The 15,945-nt window shown below is 70.3% G+C and carries 12 protein-coding genes; 7 read left to right on the forward strand and 5 right to left on the reverse strand.

Features of this window, described 5'->3' with window-relative positions; translation table 11 throughout:
- Window positions 1–229 precede the first annotated feature (229 nt).
- From A5648_RS14050 to A5648_RS14065, 4 genes are read right to left on the reverse strand one after another with little or no spacing between them, the layout of a single operon-like run.
- Window positions 230–1,354: a 6-phosphofructokinase gene (locus A5648_RS14050; protein WP_065025139.1), complete on the reverse strand. Its 1,125-nt coding sequence runs from the start codon at window positions 1,352–1,354 to the stop codon at window positions 230–232.
- Entirely contained in the window at window positions 1,351–2,514 is a 1,164-nt protein-coding gene (locus A5648_RS14055) for a zinc-binding dehydrogenase (protein ID WP_065025140.1), read from the reverse strand. The genes A5648_RS14050 and A5648_RS14055 overlap by 4 nt, the downstream gene beginning before the upstream one ends.
- 10 nt (window positions 2,515–2,524) lie before the next feature.
- Complete coding sequence (locus A5648_RS14060; RefSeq protein ID WP_065025141.1) at window positions 2,525–3,391, reverse strand: cytochrome c biogenesis CcdA family protein; 867 nt, start codon at window positions 3,389–3,391, stop codon at window positions 2,525–2,527.
- Window positions 3,392–3,877, reverse strand: coding sequence for a protein disulfide oxidoreductase (locus tag A5648_RS14065; protein ID WP_065025142.1), 486 nt, complete (start codon window positions 3,875–3,877; stop codon window positions 3,392–3,394).
- Window positions 3,878–3,976: 99 nt separating this feature from the next.
- Here A5648_RS14065 and recC point away from each other — a divergent pair, with 99 nt between their 5' ends.
- From recC to A5648_RS14100, 7 genes are all read left to right on the forward strand, one after another.
- On the forward strand, window positions 3,977–7,246 hold the full coding sequence (gene recC / locus A5648_RS14070) for an exodeoxyribonuclease V subunit gamma (RefSeq protein ID WP_065025187.1): 3,270 nt from the start codon (window positions 3,977–3,979) through the stop codon (window positions 7,244–7,246).
- Window positions 7,243–10,545, forward strand: coding sequence for an exodeoxyribonuclease V subunit beta (gene recB, locus A5648_RS14075; protein WP_065025143.1), 3,303 nt, complete (start codon window positions 7,243–7,245; stop codon window positions 10,543–10,545). Before recC ends, recB begins: the two co-directional genes overlap by 4 nt.
- A complete protein-coding gene (recD, locus tag A5648_RS14080; RefSeq protein ID WP_065025144.1) occupies window positions 10,542–12,284 on the forward strand; it encodes an exodeoxyribonuclease V subunit alpha in 1,743 nt (580 codons plus the stop codon). The genes recB and recD overlap by 4 nt, the downstream gene beginning before the upstream one ends.
- Window positions 12,285–12,323: 39 nt before the next feature.
- Complete coding sequence (locus A5648_RS14085) at window positions 12,324–12,596, forward strand: type II toxin-antitoxin system Phd/YefM family antitoxin (RefSeq protein ID WP_065025145.1); 273 nt, start codon at window positions 12,324–12,326, stop codon at window positions 12,594–12,596.
- Window positions 12,596–12,994 (forward strand): type II toxin-antitoxin system VapC family toxin, encoded by a 399-nt coding sequence (locus A5648_RS14090; RefSeq protein WP_065025146.1) that lies wholly within the window; start codon window positions 12,596–12,598, stop codon window positions 12,992–12,994. The genes A5648_RS14085 and A5648_RS14090 overlap by 1 nt, the downstream gene beginning before the upstream one ends.
- A 41-nt stretch (window positions 12,995–13,035) precedes the next feature.
- Window positions 13,036–13,344 carry an ABC transporter ATP-binding protein gene (locus tag A5648_RS14095; RefSeq protein ID WP_065025188.1) on the forward strand — a complete coding sequence of 103 codons (309 nt, stop codon included), beginning with the start codon at window positions 13,036–13,038 and terminating at the stop codon, window positions 13,342–13,344.
- A gap of 94 nt (window positions 13,345–13,438) precedes the next feature.
- Window positions 13,439–14,314 (forward strand): NYN domain-containing protein, encoded by an 876-nt coding sequence (locus A5648_RS14100; RefSeq protein ID WP_065025147.1) that lies wholly within the window; start codon window positions 13,439–13,441, stop codon window positions 14,312–14,314.
- Window positions 14,315–14,320: 6 nt separating this feature from the next.
- Here the strand turns inward: A5648_RS14100 and A5648_RS14105 are convergent, their stop codons facing one another.
- A complete protein-coding gene (locus A5648_RS14105) occupies window positions 14,321–15,919 on the reverse strand; it encodes a peptide chain release factor 3 (RefSeq protein WP_065025148.1) in 1,599 nt (532 codons plus the stop codon).
- Window positions 15,920–15,945 lie beyond the last annotated feature (26 nt).

Consider the following 15,945-nt stretch of genomic DNA (forward strand, 5'->3'; position numbering starts at 1 on the left):
TTGAGCGCATCGTTTCCCACCTGCCCCATCCGTCACCGGGCCGGAGGATATGGGCGTGTGCCCGCCTTTGAGCGACAACGCCGATTACGTCAACCTGTGGCGGCGCCGGCACCGACGCCCGATTCCCACTGCGCGCCTGGGCGGCTGACATAACGTCGCCTGTCGCTCAAAGGCGGGCACACATCACATCCCCCACGACGCCGCAAGACCGCCGCCGCGGGCCTCGAACTCAGCCCGCAGCGACACTCTCATCGCCGAACCGGATACCGATATCGCGCGCGGTCTGAATCGAATCGCAGTCCGGTGGAACGGTTTTCTGCCGACTGGTGGCCTCGGCCAACGGCACATAGTCCACCGTCGGCGGGTTGAGCGCCACCATCACCCCGCTGTGTCCCTCATCGAGGGCACGCACCGCGGCGGCCCCGAACCGCAGGCCCAGCAGCCGGTCCGCCGATGTCGGCGATCCGCCGCGCAGCAGGTGGCCGAGCACCACCGCACGCGATTCGCGCCCGGTCAGCGCCTCGAGTTCGGCGGCCACCTTGGCACCGATACCGCCCAGGCGTTCGGCCTGACCCACCGATGTGGCCGCCACCGTGCGCGTGCCGCCCACCGGCGTGGCACCCTCGGCGACGCACACGATCGAGTACGTCGAACCGCGTTGTGCGCGTTGGTTGATCAGCTCGGCGACCGGTTCCAGGCGGTAGGGAATCTCCGGGAGCAGGATGGCGTGCACGCCGGAGGCCATGCCGGCGTGCAGGGCGATCCAGCCGGAGTAGCGGCCCATCACCTCCACCACGATGATCCGGCTGTGCGAGGTTGCGGTGGAGAACAGCCGGTCAATGCACTCCGAGGCGAACCCGACGGCGCTGTCGAAACCGAACGTCGAGGCGGTGCGGTCCAGGTCGTTGTCGATGGTCTTGGGCACCCCGACCAGCCGCAGCCCGGCCCGGTGCAGGTGATTGCCGATCGTCAAAGAGCCGTCGCCGCCGACGGTGACCAGCGCATCGATCCCGTGTTCGGCGAAACGCCCGAGCAACTCCTCGGTGCGGTCGACCTCGACCCAGCTGCCGTCGGCCTGCTGCACCGGGTAGGCGATCGGGTTGCCCCGGTTGGTACTGCCCAGAATGGTTCCGCCCTGGTGGATGATGCCGCGCACCCGTTCACGGGTCAGGTCGATCAGCCCGCCGTCGGCGTAGCGGTCGCCCAGCAGCATCCCGTTGAAGCCGTCGCGGATCCCGACGACATCCCATCCGCGGTTGCGGGCGGCCAGAGTGGTGGCGTAAATGACCGCGTTGAGGCCGGGAGCATCGCCACCGCCGGTGCTGATCGCGATGCGTTTGATGCCGGACGTCACGAAACCTCCTGCACAGGGCTTTTCGGGTCGATCAGGATCTTGGCGTGCTGAGCCGGGTCGGCCAGCGCATCGAACGCCGCTGCTACCCCGCCCAGACCGACCGTCCCGGTGATCAACGGGGAGACGTCGACTTTACCGTCGGCGATCAGGTGCAAGGTGTCGCGGAATTCCATTGGCGTGTAACCGAACACAAACCGCAGGTCGGTTTCCTTGTTGATCGCGATCGCGGGCCGGATCGTGTCGGGGCTCATGCACACCCCGACCACCACGATCCGGGAGAACAGTGGGGCGCCGGCGATGATGCCGTCGATGACACCCGGGACCCCGACGCACTCGAAGATCACCGGGTGCTTGGGAGTGGCGGCGCCGACCGCTTCGGCGGCCCGCCAGACATGCCACCAGGGCAGTCGCGCCTTGTACAGCTTCTCCACGGTGCCGACCGCCAACCCGAACGCATCCGACGCCTTCTCCAGGTGGCCGTGGCCCGCGGCGGCGGCGTAGGGCGAGTCCTGCGCCGGGTCGACGACGATGTCGGCGCCGCATCGGGTGGCCAGCGCGCGGCGGCCGGGTGAGAAGTCGCTGGCGATCACCGTGCGCACGCCGCGGGCCTTGAGCACGCACACCACCGCCAGGCCGATCGGACCGCAGCCGATCACGATCGCCACGTCGCGCTTGCGCACCTCGCCGCGTCGTACCGCATGCCAGGCCACGGCCATCGGCTCGGTGAGCGCGGCCGCCTCCGTCGACAGTCCGTTGGGCACCGGCAGCGTCATGGACTGCTCGACAACCATCTGCTCGGCGTAGCCGCCCGGCGCTGCCTTCGACAGCCCGACCGGGTGGACGTCTTTGCCGCGGCGCAGCAGCGGCACCGCGACCACCCGGGTGCCGGCGCGCGGCGCGTTGCGGGTGCGGGGGCCATGGTCGAGCACCTCGCCGCAGAATTCGTGGCCGAACACCACCTGCTGATCCGAGCGCATGAACCCGTCGTAGCCGCTCTCGGCCGCGACGTCGGCGACCTCGTCGGCGTGCCGGCGGGCGTGCAGGTCGGAGCCGCAGATGCCGCAGCGCACCACCTCGAGCAGCAGTTGGCCCTTGGCCGGTGACGGGTTGGGCAGGTCGACGAGCTCGAGTTGCGCATTGCTGCAGCTGACCGCTTTCACGTGCACCAGCCTACGAGGCAGTCCCGTCGACGTCGGGGGTTTGTGGTGACCGCGCTGTCATCGGCCGAGCACGCAGCAGCGCACCCAGCGCGACAACGGCCGACACCGCCAGCCACGGCCACGCGCCCTGCTGGTGCACCCACCCGACGAGCGTGCCCTGCACCCGCCCGGCCGCCGCCAGCACCCGATCGCCCCCGCCGGCGCCCAGCTCGAACAACCGCACCTCATAGAAGCCGTAGTAGCCGACGTAGAGCCCGACGGCCACCAGCAGTGCACCGCTGATCCGACTGGCATAGCGCGTGATTCGGCGTAACCGGTCGATCAGCGCCGAACGAGCCAGCGCCACCGACATCGCCAACACCCCGACCAGCAACCCGAACCCGGCCGCATACGCCAGAAAGGCCGTCACCCCGCCCAGGCCACCGCGCAGGGCCGCCCCGGTGACCGCGAGAAACGGGCCGATCGTGCAGCCCAACGACGCGCACGCATAACCCACCCCGTAGCCGAGCATCGAACCGATCCGGGCGGTCGGCCCCCACCGCCCGCCGAATGCGGCGACCGCGAGCCGGCGGCCGGCCAGCAGCCAAACACCAAGCGCCACCAGCACGATGCCGATCACCACCGTGGCATACGGCAGGAAACGCTGCACCCGCGCCGCCACCGTCACGGTCAGCAACCCGAAGGCACCGAACACGGCCAGAAAACCAAGGGTCATCGCGGCGGTGGCCCCCAGCGCACGCCCCACCGCGCTCAACCCGCCGCCGCGCTCACCGCGCACCACCAACGCCAGATAGGCGGGCAGCAACGCGAACCCGCATGGATTCAGCGCCGCCACCAACCCCGCGGCGAACGCCAGTCCGGGCAGGTTGTGGTTCACCTACGTCAGCGCCGCGACCCGGTCGGACAGCTCCTGCTGTGACATCGCCGCAGTCGGGTTGTTCACGAATGTCGAGGTGCCATCGGAGCGCTCGAACACGTAGGCCGGCTGCCAGGGCACCCCGAATCGCGCCCAGATCGAGCCGTCGGCGTCGTTGAGGTTGGTGAAGTTCAGGTGGTACTTGGCCACGAAGTCCCGCATGGCCGCCACATCGGCGCGCCCCGCCACCCCGACGAAGGCCACCCGCGGGTTGGCGGCCGCGACCTGGCTCACCGACGGCGCCTCGGCGTTGCAGAACGGGCAGCTCGGCCTCCAGAACCACAGCACGGCGGGTTTGCCCTGCAGGCTCGCACCGTTGAACGGGGTCCCGTCGATGGTGGTGGTGGTGAACTGCAGCCGCTCGTCGGCGGCCGTGGCGGCCGGTGGGCCGGCCAGCCCGACAACCAGTGCGGCGATAGCGCCCAGTACCAGGGTGTAGATCCTCATGACAGGCACCACGAACCCGACCGGCCGATGGTTCAGCCGGAGCCCGCCGTACCCGCGGGCTCGGCGCCCTCGTCGGGGGCGCGGTTTATGGTGGCCGCGATGGGACTGCACCTGCACCGCGCCGAGCGCACCGACGTCCTCGCCGACGGCCTGGGCGCGCTGTTGGCGACGCCGCCGGCGGATCCGTTCGCGCAGGAGCTGGTGCTGGTGCCGGCGCGCGGGGTGGAACGCTGGCTCTCCCAGCGGCTGGCCCATGTGCTCGGGGCCGGGTCCGGAGGCGACGGGGTCTGCGCCGGGGTCCAGTTTCGCAACCCGGCGTCGCTGATCGCCGAGATCACCGGCGCAGCCGACGACGATCCGTGGTCGCCGGATGCGATGAGCTGGCCGTTGCTGGCGGTGATCGACGCCAGCCTGGATGAGCCCTGGTGTGCCACGCTGGCAACGCATTTGGGCCATTTCCACACCGGTGACGACGCGCAGGTGCGGTGCGGGCGCCGCTATGCCGTGGCCCGGCGGCTGGCCGGGTTGTTCGCCTCCTACGCCCGCCAGCGCCCGCAGCTGCTGGCCGACTGGCTCGACGAGGCGCCGGGCGATCTGGACGCCGATTTGGCCTGGCAGCCGCCGCTGTGGCGGGCCCTGGTCGCCGCCATGGGCATCGCCCCGCCGCACGTCCGCCACCAGCAGACCCTGGCCCGGCTGCGCCAGGCGCCCGCCGAGACGCTGCCACCGCGGCTGTCGCTGTTCGGCCATACCCGATTGGCGTGCACCGACATCGAACTGCTCGGTGCGCTGGCCACCTACCACGAGCTGCACTTGTGGCTGCCGCACCCCTCGGATCGGTTGTGGCAGGCGCTGAGCGGTGTGCACGGGGTGGTTCCGCGCAGCGAGGACACCAGCCGCACGGCGGCCGAGCACCCGCTGCTGCGCACGCTCGGACGTGATCTGCGCGAGCTGCAACGCGGGCTTCCGCAGCCGGATACCGACGAATACCTGCGCAGCTCAACGAATTCCGACACGCTGCTGGGTTGGCTGCAGTCGGATCTGGCCGGCAACGCGATCCGGCCCGAGGGGCGGGTGCTCGCCGAAACCGACCGGTCGGTGCAGGTGCACTCCTGCCACGGCCCGGCCCGGCAGGTCGACGTGCTGCGCGAAGTGCTGCTGGGCCTGCTGGCCGACGACCCGACGCTGCAGCCGCGCGACATCATCGTGATGTGCCCGGACATCGAGACCTACGCGCCGCTGATCGTCGCCGGCTTCGGGCTCGGCGAGCTGGCCGGGGAGAACCACCCGGCGCATCTGCTGCGGGTCCAGTTGGCCGACCGCGCACCGGTGCAGACCAACCCGCTGCTGGGCGTGGCCGCCGCGCTGCTGGACGTCACCGACAGCCGGGTGACCGCCAGTGCCGTGCTCAACCTCGCGCAGGCAGCGCCGGTGCGGGCCCGGTTCGCGTTCACCGACGACGACCTGGAGGTCATCACCGGCTGGGTGCGCAGCGCCAACATCCGGTGGAGCTTCGATGCGGCGCACCGGGAACCATACGGCCTGGCCAAAATTCAGCACAACACTTGGCGGTTCGGGCTGGATCGGATTTTGACCGGTGTCGCGATGTCCGATGACTCGCGGGCCTGGCTGGACACCGCGCTGCCGCTCGATGACGTGGGCAGCAACCAGGTGGAGCTGGCCGGGCGGCTGGCTGAGTTCGTCGACCGATTGCAGACCGCCGCTGACGCGCTCACCGGGGCAGCGCCGCTCAGCGAGTGGATCACCGCCCTGCTCGACGGGGTGGCCGCGATGACCCGGGTCTCCGCCGACGACGGCTGGCAGGCCGGCCAGCTGCACCGGGAATTCACCGACGTGCTGGCCCAGGCCGACACGCGCGCTGAGACCGAGCTGCGGTTGCCCGATGTGCGCGCGCTGCTCGCCGGGCGGCTGGCCGGCCGCCCGACCCGGGCGAACTTCCGCACCGGCGGGCTGACGGTGTGCACCCTGGTTCCGATGCGCTCGGTGCCGCACCGGGTGGTGTGCCTGATCGGGCTGGACGACGGGGTGTTTCCCCGGGTCGCGCACGTCAACGGCGACGACGCCCTGGCCCGGCGGCCGCACACCGGCGAACGCGACCCGCGCGCGCAAGACCGGCAGCTGCTGCTGGATGCGGTGGGTGCGGCTACCGAGACACTGGTCATCACCTACACCGGCGCCGACGAACACTCCGGCAAGGCCCAGCCGCCGGCGGTGCCGCTGGCCGAACTGCTCGACGCGTTGGACGCCACCACCGGCGAGCCGGTGCGGGACCGCATCGTCGTCGAACAACCGTTGCAGCCGTTCGACATTCGCAACGTCACGCCCGGGGCGCTGGGCCGGCCCGGCCCGTTCACCTTCGATCCGACCGCGCGCACCGCCGCCGAAGCCGCCGCCGGCAAACGCAGCGAACCCCCGGAGCAGTTCACCGCGATCCTGACGCCGCCGGCCGGCGATGTGGAACTGGCCGAGTTGCTGGCCTTCTTCAAAGACCCGGTCAAAGGTTTCTTCCGCGCGCTGGACTACACGCTGCCGTGGGAGGTCGAGGGGGTCGACGACGCCATGCCCGTCGAGATCGACGGCTTGGCCACCTGGGGCGTCGGCGACCGGATGCTCACCGACATGCTCAGCGGTATGCACCCCGACGAGGCGGCCAACGCCGAGTGGCGCCGCGGCACGCTGCCACCGGGCCGGCTCGGGATGCGAACCGCCTGCGAGATCCGCGATCTGGCCCGCACCCTGGCCGAGGCCGCGATCGGCCACCGCCGCGGCGACCCGGCCGCCCACGACGTCGACATCGATCTGGGCGGCGGGCGGCGGCTGTCCGGGACCGTCCCGGGGGTGTACGGCACCCGCACGGTGTCGGTCACCTATTCCAAACTGGCGGCCAAACACGTGCTGCAGGACTGGATTACGCTGCAGGCGTTGGCCGCCCAGCATCCCGACCGGGGGTGGTCGGCGCTGTGCATCGGCCGCGGCGGGCGCAGCCCGATCAGCCAGCGGTTGTTCGGCCCGGGGTCGGATCCGCGGGCGGTGCTGAGCCAGCTGGTGGCGATCTACGACGCGGGCCGCCGCGAACCGATCCCGCTGCCGCTGGCGACGTCATGCGCCTGGGCGGAGGCTCGGCGCGACGGCGATGATCCGCTGTGGAAGACCCGCTTCATCTGGGGCGGCACCTACGGCGATTGCACCGACAAGGCGGTCGCCAAGGTGTGGGGTGCTAATGCCCCGCTGAGCCGGCTGCTCGGTCCCCCGCGGCCCGGTGAGGAGATCGACGGGGAGAGCACCCGTTTGGGTGCACTGGCGGTGCGGCTGTGGGCGCCGCTGCTGGCCGCGGAGGGACAGCTATGACGCGCAGCTTCGACCTTTCGGGGCCGCTGCCGGAAGCCGGCTCGACGGTGGTGCTGGAGGCCAGCGCGGGCACCGGCAAAACCTTTGCCCTGGCCGGTCTGACCACCCGCTATCTCGCCGACGGGCTGGCCCGCCCGGACGAGCTGCTGCTGATCACCTTCGGCCGGCTGGCCAGCCGCGAGCTGCGGGACCGGGTGCGCACCCTGGTCGCCGGGGCGCTGGCGGTGCTCGGCGGGGCGCGGGCCGCCGACAATGACCTGGAGCGCTACCTGCTCGACGGCCCCGCCGACCTGCGCAGCGCCCGGCACGACCGGTTGCGCGACGCGCTGGCCGATTTCGACGCCGCCACCATCGTCACCATCCACCAGTTCTGTTCGCTGGTACTGAAATCCCTCGGGGTGGCCGGTGACACCGACGAGACCCTGACGCTGCTGGAGAGCCTGGCCGATCTGGTCGGTGAGATCGTCGACGACCGCTACCTGGCGCACTTCGGTCACGCCGAGGGTCCCCCACCGTTCAGCCGTGACGAGGCGCTGGCGCTGGCCTCCAAGGTGGTCGAGGAGCCCGCCGCACAGCTGCGCCCGGCGAACCCCGACCCCGGCTCGGCGGCCGCCGCACGACTGGACTTCGCCGCGGATGTGCTGGCCGAACTGGCGCACCGCAAACGCCGCCACGGCATCCTCGGCTACACCGACCTGCTTACCCTGCTGCGAGATGCGCTGCGGCGCAGTGATTCCGATGCGGCCGAGCGGATGCGGCGGCGCTGGCCGATCGTGATGGTCGATGAATTCCAGGACACCGACCCGGTGCAGTGGGAGGTAATCGACGCCGGCTTCCGCGGGCATTCGACGCTGGTGTTGATCGGCGATCCCAAGCAGGCCATCTACGGTTTCCGCGGCGGCGACATCTACACCTACCTGGCTGCCGCCCGCAACGCCGACGACCATCGCACCCTCGACACCAACTGGCGCAGCGACTCCGACCTGGTCGACGCCCTGCAGGTGGTGCTGGGCGGGGTGCAGCTGGGCCATCCGGAGATCGTGGTGCCCGCCGTGCAGGCCCACCATCGCGGGCAGCGGCTGGCCGGGGCGCCGCACAACGCGCCGTTTCGGCTTCGGGTGGTCGACCGGCCCACCGTGGGCTGCTCGGCCGTCAAGGATATCCCGATACCCATACTGCGCGAATACATCCCCGGTGATCTGGCCGCCGACGTCGCCGCCCTGCTCGGTTCGGCGGCGACATACGACGGGCGACCGATCACCGCCGGGGATGTCGCGATCCTGGTCGAGCGGCACGAGGACGCCGCGCTGTGCCGGGATGCGTTGACCGCGCTGGACATTCCGGTGGTCTACACCGGCGATGCGGACGTGTTCGTCTCCGGTGCGGCCGGGGACTGGCTGTGCCTGCTGGAGGCGTTCGACGCCCCGCACCGCAGCGGCCTGGTGCGGGCCGCGGCGTGCACGATGTTCTTCGGCGAGACCGCCGAGACCCTGGCCGCCGGCGGGGACGACCTCACCGACCGGGTGGCGCAGACGCTGCGCGAGTGGATCGACCACGCCCGGCTGCGCGGCATCGCCGCGGTGTTCGAGGCGGCCAAACTGGCCGGGATGGGCCGGCGGGTGCTCAGTCAGCGCGGTGGCGAGCGGCAACTGACCGACTGCGCCCACATCGGGCAGCTGTTGCACGAGACCGCGCACGCCGACCGGCTCGGGCTGCCCGGCCTGCGCGATTGGCTGCGCAAGCAGTGCGAGGACCGCACCAGTCGCGCCACCGAACGCAGTCGCCGGCTGGACAGCGATGCCGGGGCCGTGCAGATCATGACGGTGTTCGCCGCCAAGGGGCTGCAATTCCCGGTGGTGTACCTGCCGTTCTTGTTCAACCGGTTCATCGGCGATAAGGGCGACCTGCTCTATCACGAGCCCGCTGTCGACGGCTCCGAGACGCGCTGCCTCTACATCGGCGGCGACGACGGACCCGACCGGTACCTGGCCGCAGATCTGCACCAGACCGAGGAGGCCCTGGATCACCTGCGCAACACCTACGTCGCCCTGACCCGGGCGCAATCGCAGGTGGTGGCGTGGTGGGGGCCCAGCCGCGACGAGGCCAACAGCGGGCTGTCCCGGCTGCTGCGTGGCCGCTCGTTCGGCGAGGTGCAGGTGCCGATCTCGTGCCGGCCGCGGATCAGCGACGCCGAGGCGTGGGCGGTGTTCGAGAGCTGGCAGGCCGCCGGCGGACCGGTGGCCGAGCACTCCGAGGTGGTGCAACCGACGCCGCTGCCGAGGCCGGTGACCCCGAAAGACTTGGCGGTACGGCACTTTCACCGAACCATCGACACCGGCTGGCGGCGCACCTCCTATTCGGCGCTGATCCGCGGCGCCCAGGCCGAAGCCGAAAGCGGGGTGCACAGCGAGCCGGAGACCCACGCCCGCGACGACGAGTCCGAGGACGTCACCGTCACCGAGGCGGCCCCGCCCACCGGCGCGGAGGTGCGCTCCCCCATGGCGGATCTGCCCGGCGGCACGACGTTCGGGTCGCTGGTGCACGCGGTGCTGGAGACCGCCGACCCGTTCGCGGCGGATCTGGCGGCCGAGCTGGCTGCGCAGGTGCGCGACCACGAGCCGTGGTGGCCGATCGGTGTCGAGGCCGACGAGCTCGCCGCGGCCCTGGTGCCGATGCACGACACCTGGCTGGGGCCGCTGGCCGAAGGGGTGACGTTGCGCCAGATCGGGCTGGGGGACCGGTTGCGGGAGTTGGAGTTCGAGATCCCGCTGGCCGGCGGCGATGTCCCCGGCGCGGCGCCGCAGGTCCGGGTCGCCGACGTGGGCGCGCTGCTGCGCGAACACCTGGCCCCCGAGGACCCGTTCGCGGTCTACGCCGACCGGCTGCTCTCCGACACACTGGGTGGCCAGTCGCTGCGCGGCTACCTGTCCGGTTCGCTGGATGTGGTGCTGCGCCTGCCCGATCAGCGCTATCTGGTGGTCGACTACAAGACCAATCAGCTCGGTGAGACCGCCGCCGACTACAGCTTCGGCCGGATGACCGAGGCCATGCTGCACTCGGACTATCCGCTGCAGGCGCTGCTGTATACCGCGGTGCTGCACCGGTTCTTGCGGTGGCGCCAGCCGGGTTACGACCCGGAGCAGCACCTGGGTGGGGTGCTGTATCTGTTCGTGCGCGGCATGTGCGGGCCGGACACCCCGATTCTCGACGGGCATCCGGCCGGGGTGTTCAGCTGGCGCCCGCCGGCCGCACTGGTGATCGCCTTGTCGGATCTGCTGCACCAGGGGGTGACCGCGTGAGCATCGATGACCCGCTGTCGTGGCGGGTGGCGCAGTCGGCCACCGGAATCCTGCGGGAGTTCAACGACGCCGGCGTGCTGGAGGCGGCGGACGTGCATACCGCCCAACGGATCTGCGCGCTGGGCGGCGAAGCCGACGAATCGGTGGCGCTGGCAGTCGCTTTGGCGGTGCGGGCGCTGCGCACCGGGTCGGTCTGCGTGGAGCTGGCCACCGTGGCGGCCAGCACCGAGCTGCCGGAGTTGGCCTGGCCGGAACCGGAGGCGTGGCTGGCCGCGGTGCGCGCCAGTGCACTGGTCACCAAGCAGGTGTTGCGCCTGTACGCCGATCGACTGCTCTACCTGGACCGCTACTGGCGCGAGGAGGAGCAGGTCTGCGCCGATCTGCTGGCACTGTCCACCCCGCACGCCGGGGCGGCCGAGCCGGCGGCGCTCGAGCGGCTGTTCCCGCCGGACTACCACGAGCAGCGCAGCGCCGCCGAGATCGCGCTGACCCAGGCCGTCACTGTGCTCACCGGCGGGCCGGGCACCGGCAAGACCACCACGGTCGCCCGGCTGCTGGCGCTGCTGGCCGAGCAGGCCGAGGGGTCGGGCCGCCCGGGTCTGCGGATCGCGCTGGCCGCACCGACCGGCAAGGCCGCGGCCCGGCTGACCGAGGCGGTCGCCGGTCAGGTCGCGGATTTGGATCCGGTGGATCAGACCCGGCTGGCCGGGTTGCAGGCCCGCACGCTGCACGCGCTGCTGGGGTCACGGCCGGGGAATTCGTCGCGGTTCAAGCACAATCGGGCCAACCGGCTGCCGCACGACGTGATCGTGGTCGATGAGACGTCGATGGTGTCGCTGACGTTGATGGCCCGGCTGCTCGAGGCGGTGCGGCCGACCGCCCGGCTGATCCTGGTGGGTGATTCCGACCAGTTGGCGTCGGTGGAGGCTGGGGCGGTGCTGGCCGACCTGGTGGAGGGGTTGGCGGCGCGGCCGGGCACCCGCGTGGCGACGTTGCGGACCGCGCACCGCTACAAGAAGCCGATCGGTGAGCTGGCCGCGGCGATCCGCGAGGGCGACGGTGACACCGTGATCGCGCTGCTGGGCTCCGATGATGAGCACCGGGAATGGATCGACGTGGCCGGCCCGGCCGCCCTGGCCGACAAGTTGGCGCAGATCGCGGTGCCGCACGCGCTGCGGGTGCGCCAGGCGGCGTTGTTGGGTGACGCCGGTGAGGCGTTGCGCAATCTCGACGAGCACCGGCTGCTGTGTGCGCACCGCGACGGCCGGCACGGGGCGAACCACTGGAACCGTCAGGTGCGGCGCTGGGTGTCGGAGCAGACCGGGGACCCGGCGTGGGCGGACTGGTATGCCGGGCGGCCGCTGCTGATCACCGCCAATGACTACGGGCTGGGGGTGCGCAACGGCGACACCGGGGTGGTCACGGCACGCGCCGACGGGCTGCGCGCCGTGATCGCCACCGCGGCGGGCCCGGTGGATTTCGCCACCGGCCGGCTCTCCGATGTGGAGAGCATGTATGCGATGACCATCCACAAGAGCCAGGGCAGCGAGGCCGACGTGGTGACGGTGCTGATGCCGCCGGTCGAGTCGCGCCTTTTGACCCGGGAGCTGTTCTATACCGCGGTGACCCGCGCCAAGCACAAGGTGCGGGTGGTCGGTTCCGAGGAGGAGATCCGTGCCGCGCTGGATCGGCGGGCGGTGCGGGCGTCGGGGCTGGCGTTGCGGCTGCGCGAGGCATGATTTCCGTCGTGTACTACAAATTGGTAGTACGATACGAGGATGTCTCAGGTGCCCGTCCGTGAGCTGAACCAGAACACCGCCGGTGTACTGGCTCGGGTCAAGCGTGGCGAGCATCTCGAGATCACCGAGCGGGGCACGGTTGTCGCCCGGCTCGTCCCAGCCCAGGACAGTCCACTAGCCGACATGATCAATGCTGGGCTACTTCAGCCGGCGACCGTCAGCGGGCCGGTGCCTCGCCCAACGGGTCCTATTCGTACCGATCACGAGGCCGGGGAACTGCTCCGCGAGATGCGGGACGACGAGCGCTACTGATGCTGTACCTGGACACGTCGGCTCTGGTAAAGCTCATCCGTCGTGAACCGGAAAGTGATGCACTCGCCGATTGGCTTGGCACGCAAGAATCCACACCATGGGTGTCCTCAACATTGATCGAGGTGGAACTACCTCGCGCTATCCGACGGGCGGAGCCATCATTGCTTGCCGATGTCCCAGCCATGGTGGCACGGGTCTCCCGCTATGAGGTGAACGATGTGGTTCGAGCCGCCGCCGCGGCATATCCCGATCCGACATTACGGTCCTTGGATGCCATTCATCTGGCTACCGGCCACGCGGTTTTCGGCGCCAGGTTGACGGCGTTTGTTGGCTATGACCAACGCTTGCTCGACGCCGCCGGCGCCCTCGGCCTGCCGACCGCTTCCCCGGGCCGGTAGACGACCAAGACCTGTCACACCCCCGGATTACCGTCGTGACCATGGGAAAGCGCAAGCAGTCGAGCAGCGACGGAACGGGCTTCGCCATCCTGGTGTTCATCGGGCTGCTGTGGTGGCTGCGCTGGGTCATTCTGGCCGCAGTGGTGATCGCCCTGGCGGTGATCGTCACCCGATGGCTGACCCGCCGCTACGCCGCGCACCGCGCCGCCGAACAAGCCCGCCTCCGCGAGATCCGGCAGCGCGCCGAATTGCAGAACGCCCAGGTCCTGCGGGGTGATCCGCACGGGTTCTACGGGCAGTACCCGCTGCCGGATCGGGAGTTGATCCCGCGGTGGTACCGGCCCGGGTAGGCACGTCGCCGACGGCCGACCACAGGGATAGTTGCCCGCCTTTGAGCGACAAGCCGCCACGGCCGAGAGCGGTGTGCGTGCCACACTGGCATCCATGACGGACTCCGGCGATACCCGGGTCGCGGTGTACCTCGACTTCGACAACATCGTGATCTCGCGCTACGACCAGGTCAACGGACGCAGCTCCTTTCAGAAGGACAAGGCCAAGGGCCTGACCAAGCATCCGGATCGGCTCGCGCGTGCCACAGTCGACGTCGGGGCGATCATCGACTTCGCGTCGTCGTTCGGCACGCTGGTGCTCACCCGCGCCTACGCCGACTGGTCGGCCGAGGTCAACACCGGCTACCGGGCGCAACTGGTGGGGCGCGCCGTCGATCTGGTGCAGTTGTTCCCGGCGGCCGCCTACGGCAAGAACGGCGCAGATATCCGGTTGGCCGTCGACGCGGTCGAGGACATGTTCCGGCTGCCGGATCTGACCCACGTGGTGATCGTGGCCGGCGACTCCGACTACATCCCGCTGGCACAGCGCTGTAAACGCCTGGGCCGCTACGTCGTCGGGATCGGGGTGGCCGGATCAACCAGCCGTGCACTGGCCGCGGCCTGCGACGACTTCGTCAGCTACGACGCACTGCCCGGGGTGCCGGTGTTCGAGCCCGCCCCGGCCGAACCCGAGGCGGAACCGAAACGGCGCACCCGGCAGGCCACGAAGGAGCCCGACGAGCCGCCGGCGCCGGATCCGGTGGACACCGCCACCGCGCTGCTCACCCGCGCGTTGCAGATCGGCTTGGAGAAGGACGACGTCGAGTGGCTGCACAACTCGGCGGTCAAGGCGCAGATGAAGCGGATGGACCCGTCGTTCAGCGAGAAAGAGTTGGGCTATAAGTCATTCAGCGATTTCCTGCGGTCCTACTCGGACCTGGTGGAGCTCGACGAGAGTTCGACGACGCGGATGGTGCGGCTGCGCGAGTGAGGACCGCTACCCTTCTGCGGCCACCAAGGACCGCAGCTGCACGTCGGGGTTGTCGCGCTGGAAACCCTGCAGCCGCCAGCTGTTGGAGAACAAGGCCAGGTGCACGCCGTCGGTGCGGGTCATGACTTCGGCCAACGACTGCCTGCCGACGAAATCGACGTCGCCGGGCTCCACAATCCGCGCGACCTGATACGGCAGCGGCTCCAGTGCGATCGGCGCACCGATCTCGGTGGCCATCCGGTGCGCCGCGACCTCGAACTGCATCGGGCCGACGGCGGCGAGCACCGGAGCCTGATCGCCGCGGCGATCCGAGCGCAGCACCTGCACGACGCCCTCCTGATCCAACTGCTCGATACCGCGGCGGAACTGCTTGTGCTTGCTGGGATCGACGTTGCGGGCCACCGAGAAGTGCTCGGGTGAGAAACTCGGGATCGGCGGATATTGCACGGGCACATCGCAATACAGTGTGTCGCCGGGGCGCAGTGCGGCGGCGTTGGCCAGCCCGATCACATCCCCGGGCCAGGCGGCGTCCAGCGTGGAGCGCTGCTGGCCGAACACCGACTGCGCGTACTTGGTGACAAAGGGCTTGCCGGTAGCGGCGTGCGTGAGCACATCGCCGCGTTCGAAGGTTCCCGAGTACACCCGCGCGAACGCGATGCGATCGCGATGCGCGGAGTCCATGCCGGCCTGCACCTTGAACACGAAGGCGCTGAACGGCGCGTCGGTGGGGCGCCGATTGCCGTCGACGTCGAGCGCGCCGCTGGGCGGCGGCGCCAGCTCGGTGAGCACGTCGAGCAGCTGATTCACCCCGAAGTTCAGCGCCGCCGAGGTGAACAGCACCGGGGACGACGTGCAGTCCAGGAACGCCTCGCGGTCGAAGTCGGAGCCGTCGGCGCTCAGCAGCTCGCACTCTTCGACCGCGGTATCCCAGTCCGCGCCGGCCGCCTCATGCGCAGCGTCCGCGGCGATGTGCTCTTCGGGTGCCGCGGTGGCGCCCCCGGCCGTGCGGGTGAACCGGATGAAGTTTCCCGAGCGGCGATCCAGCACCCCGTGGAAGTCGCCGGCGATGCCGACCGGCCAGGTCAGCGGGGTGGGGCGCAGCCCGATCCGGGTCTGGATCTCGTCCATCAGTTCCAGGGCGTGCCGGCCGGGGCGGTCCCACTTGTTGATGACGGTGATGATCGGGATCCGGCGGTGGCGGCATACCTGGAACAGTTTGAGGGTTTGCGGCTCAAGGCCTTTCGCGGCATCGATGAGCATGACCGCGGAGTCGACGGCGGTCAGCACCCGGTAGGTGTCTTCGGAGAAGTCGGCGTGGCCGGGAGTGTCGAGCAGGTTGATGACGCAGTCCTGCCCCCGGGCGGTGCGGTAGGGGAACTGCAGGGCGGTCGAGGTGATGGAGATGCCCCGGGCTTTCTCCATCTCCATCCAGTCCGACACGGTGGCGCGACGACCGGATTTGCCGTGCACCGCGCCGGCTTCGGTGATCGCCTTGGCATGCAGCACCAGCGCCTCGGTCAAGGTCGATTTGCCGGCGTCGGGATGGCTGATCACGGCGAAGGTTCTGCGGCGGCCCGCTTCGGAATCCAGGGCGTTGTCGGTCATGGCGCCCGCGAGTGTATTGGGGGTTG

This window comes from Mycolicibacter sinensis (assembly GCF_001673565.1).
Classification (GTDB): Bacteria; Actinomycetota; Actinomycetes; order Mycobacteriales; family Mycobacteriaceae; genus Mycobacterium; species Mycobacterium sinense_C.

Bases quoted from the DNA above. Each gene is read 5' to 3' on its own strand.
- A5648_RS14095 (WP_065025188.1), top strand. From the start codon at position 13,036: ATGGGAAAGCGCAAGCAGTCGAGCAGCGACGGAACGGGCTTCGCCATC.
- A5648_RS14085 (WP_065025145.1), top strand. From the start codon at position 12,324: ATGTCTCAGGTGCCCGTCCGTGAGCTGAACCAGAACACCGCCGGTGTA.
- recC (WP_065025187.1), top strand. From the start codon at position 3,977: ATGGGACTGCACCTGCACCGCGCCGAGCGCACCGACGTCCTCGCCGAC.
- A5648_RS14090 (WP_065025146.1), top strand. From the start codon at position 12,596: ATGCTGTACCTGGACACGTCGGCTCTGGTAAAGCTCATCCGTCGTGAA.
- A5648_RS14065 (WP_065025142.1), bottom strand. From the start codon at position 3,877: ATGAGGATCTACACCCTGGTACTGGGCGCTATCGCCGCACTGGTTGTC.
- recB (WP_065025143.1), top strand. From the start codon at position 7,243: ATGACGCGCAGCTTCGACCTTTCGGGGCCGCTGCCGGAAGCCGGCTCG.
- A5648_RS14100 (WP_065025147.1), top strand. From the start codon at position 13,439: ATGACGGACTCCGGCGATACCCGGGTCGCGGTGTACCTCGACTTCGAC.
- A5648_RS14105 (WP_065025148.1), bottom strand. From the start codon at position 15,919: ATGACCGACAACGCCCTGGATTCCGAAGCGGGCCGCCGCAGAACCTTC.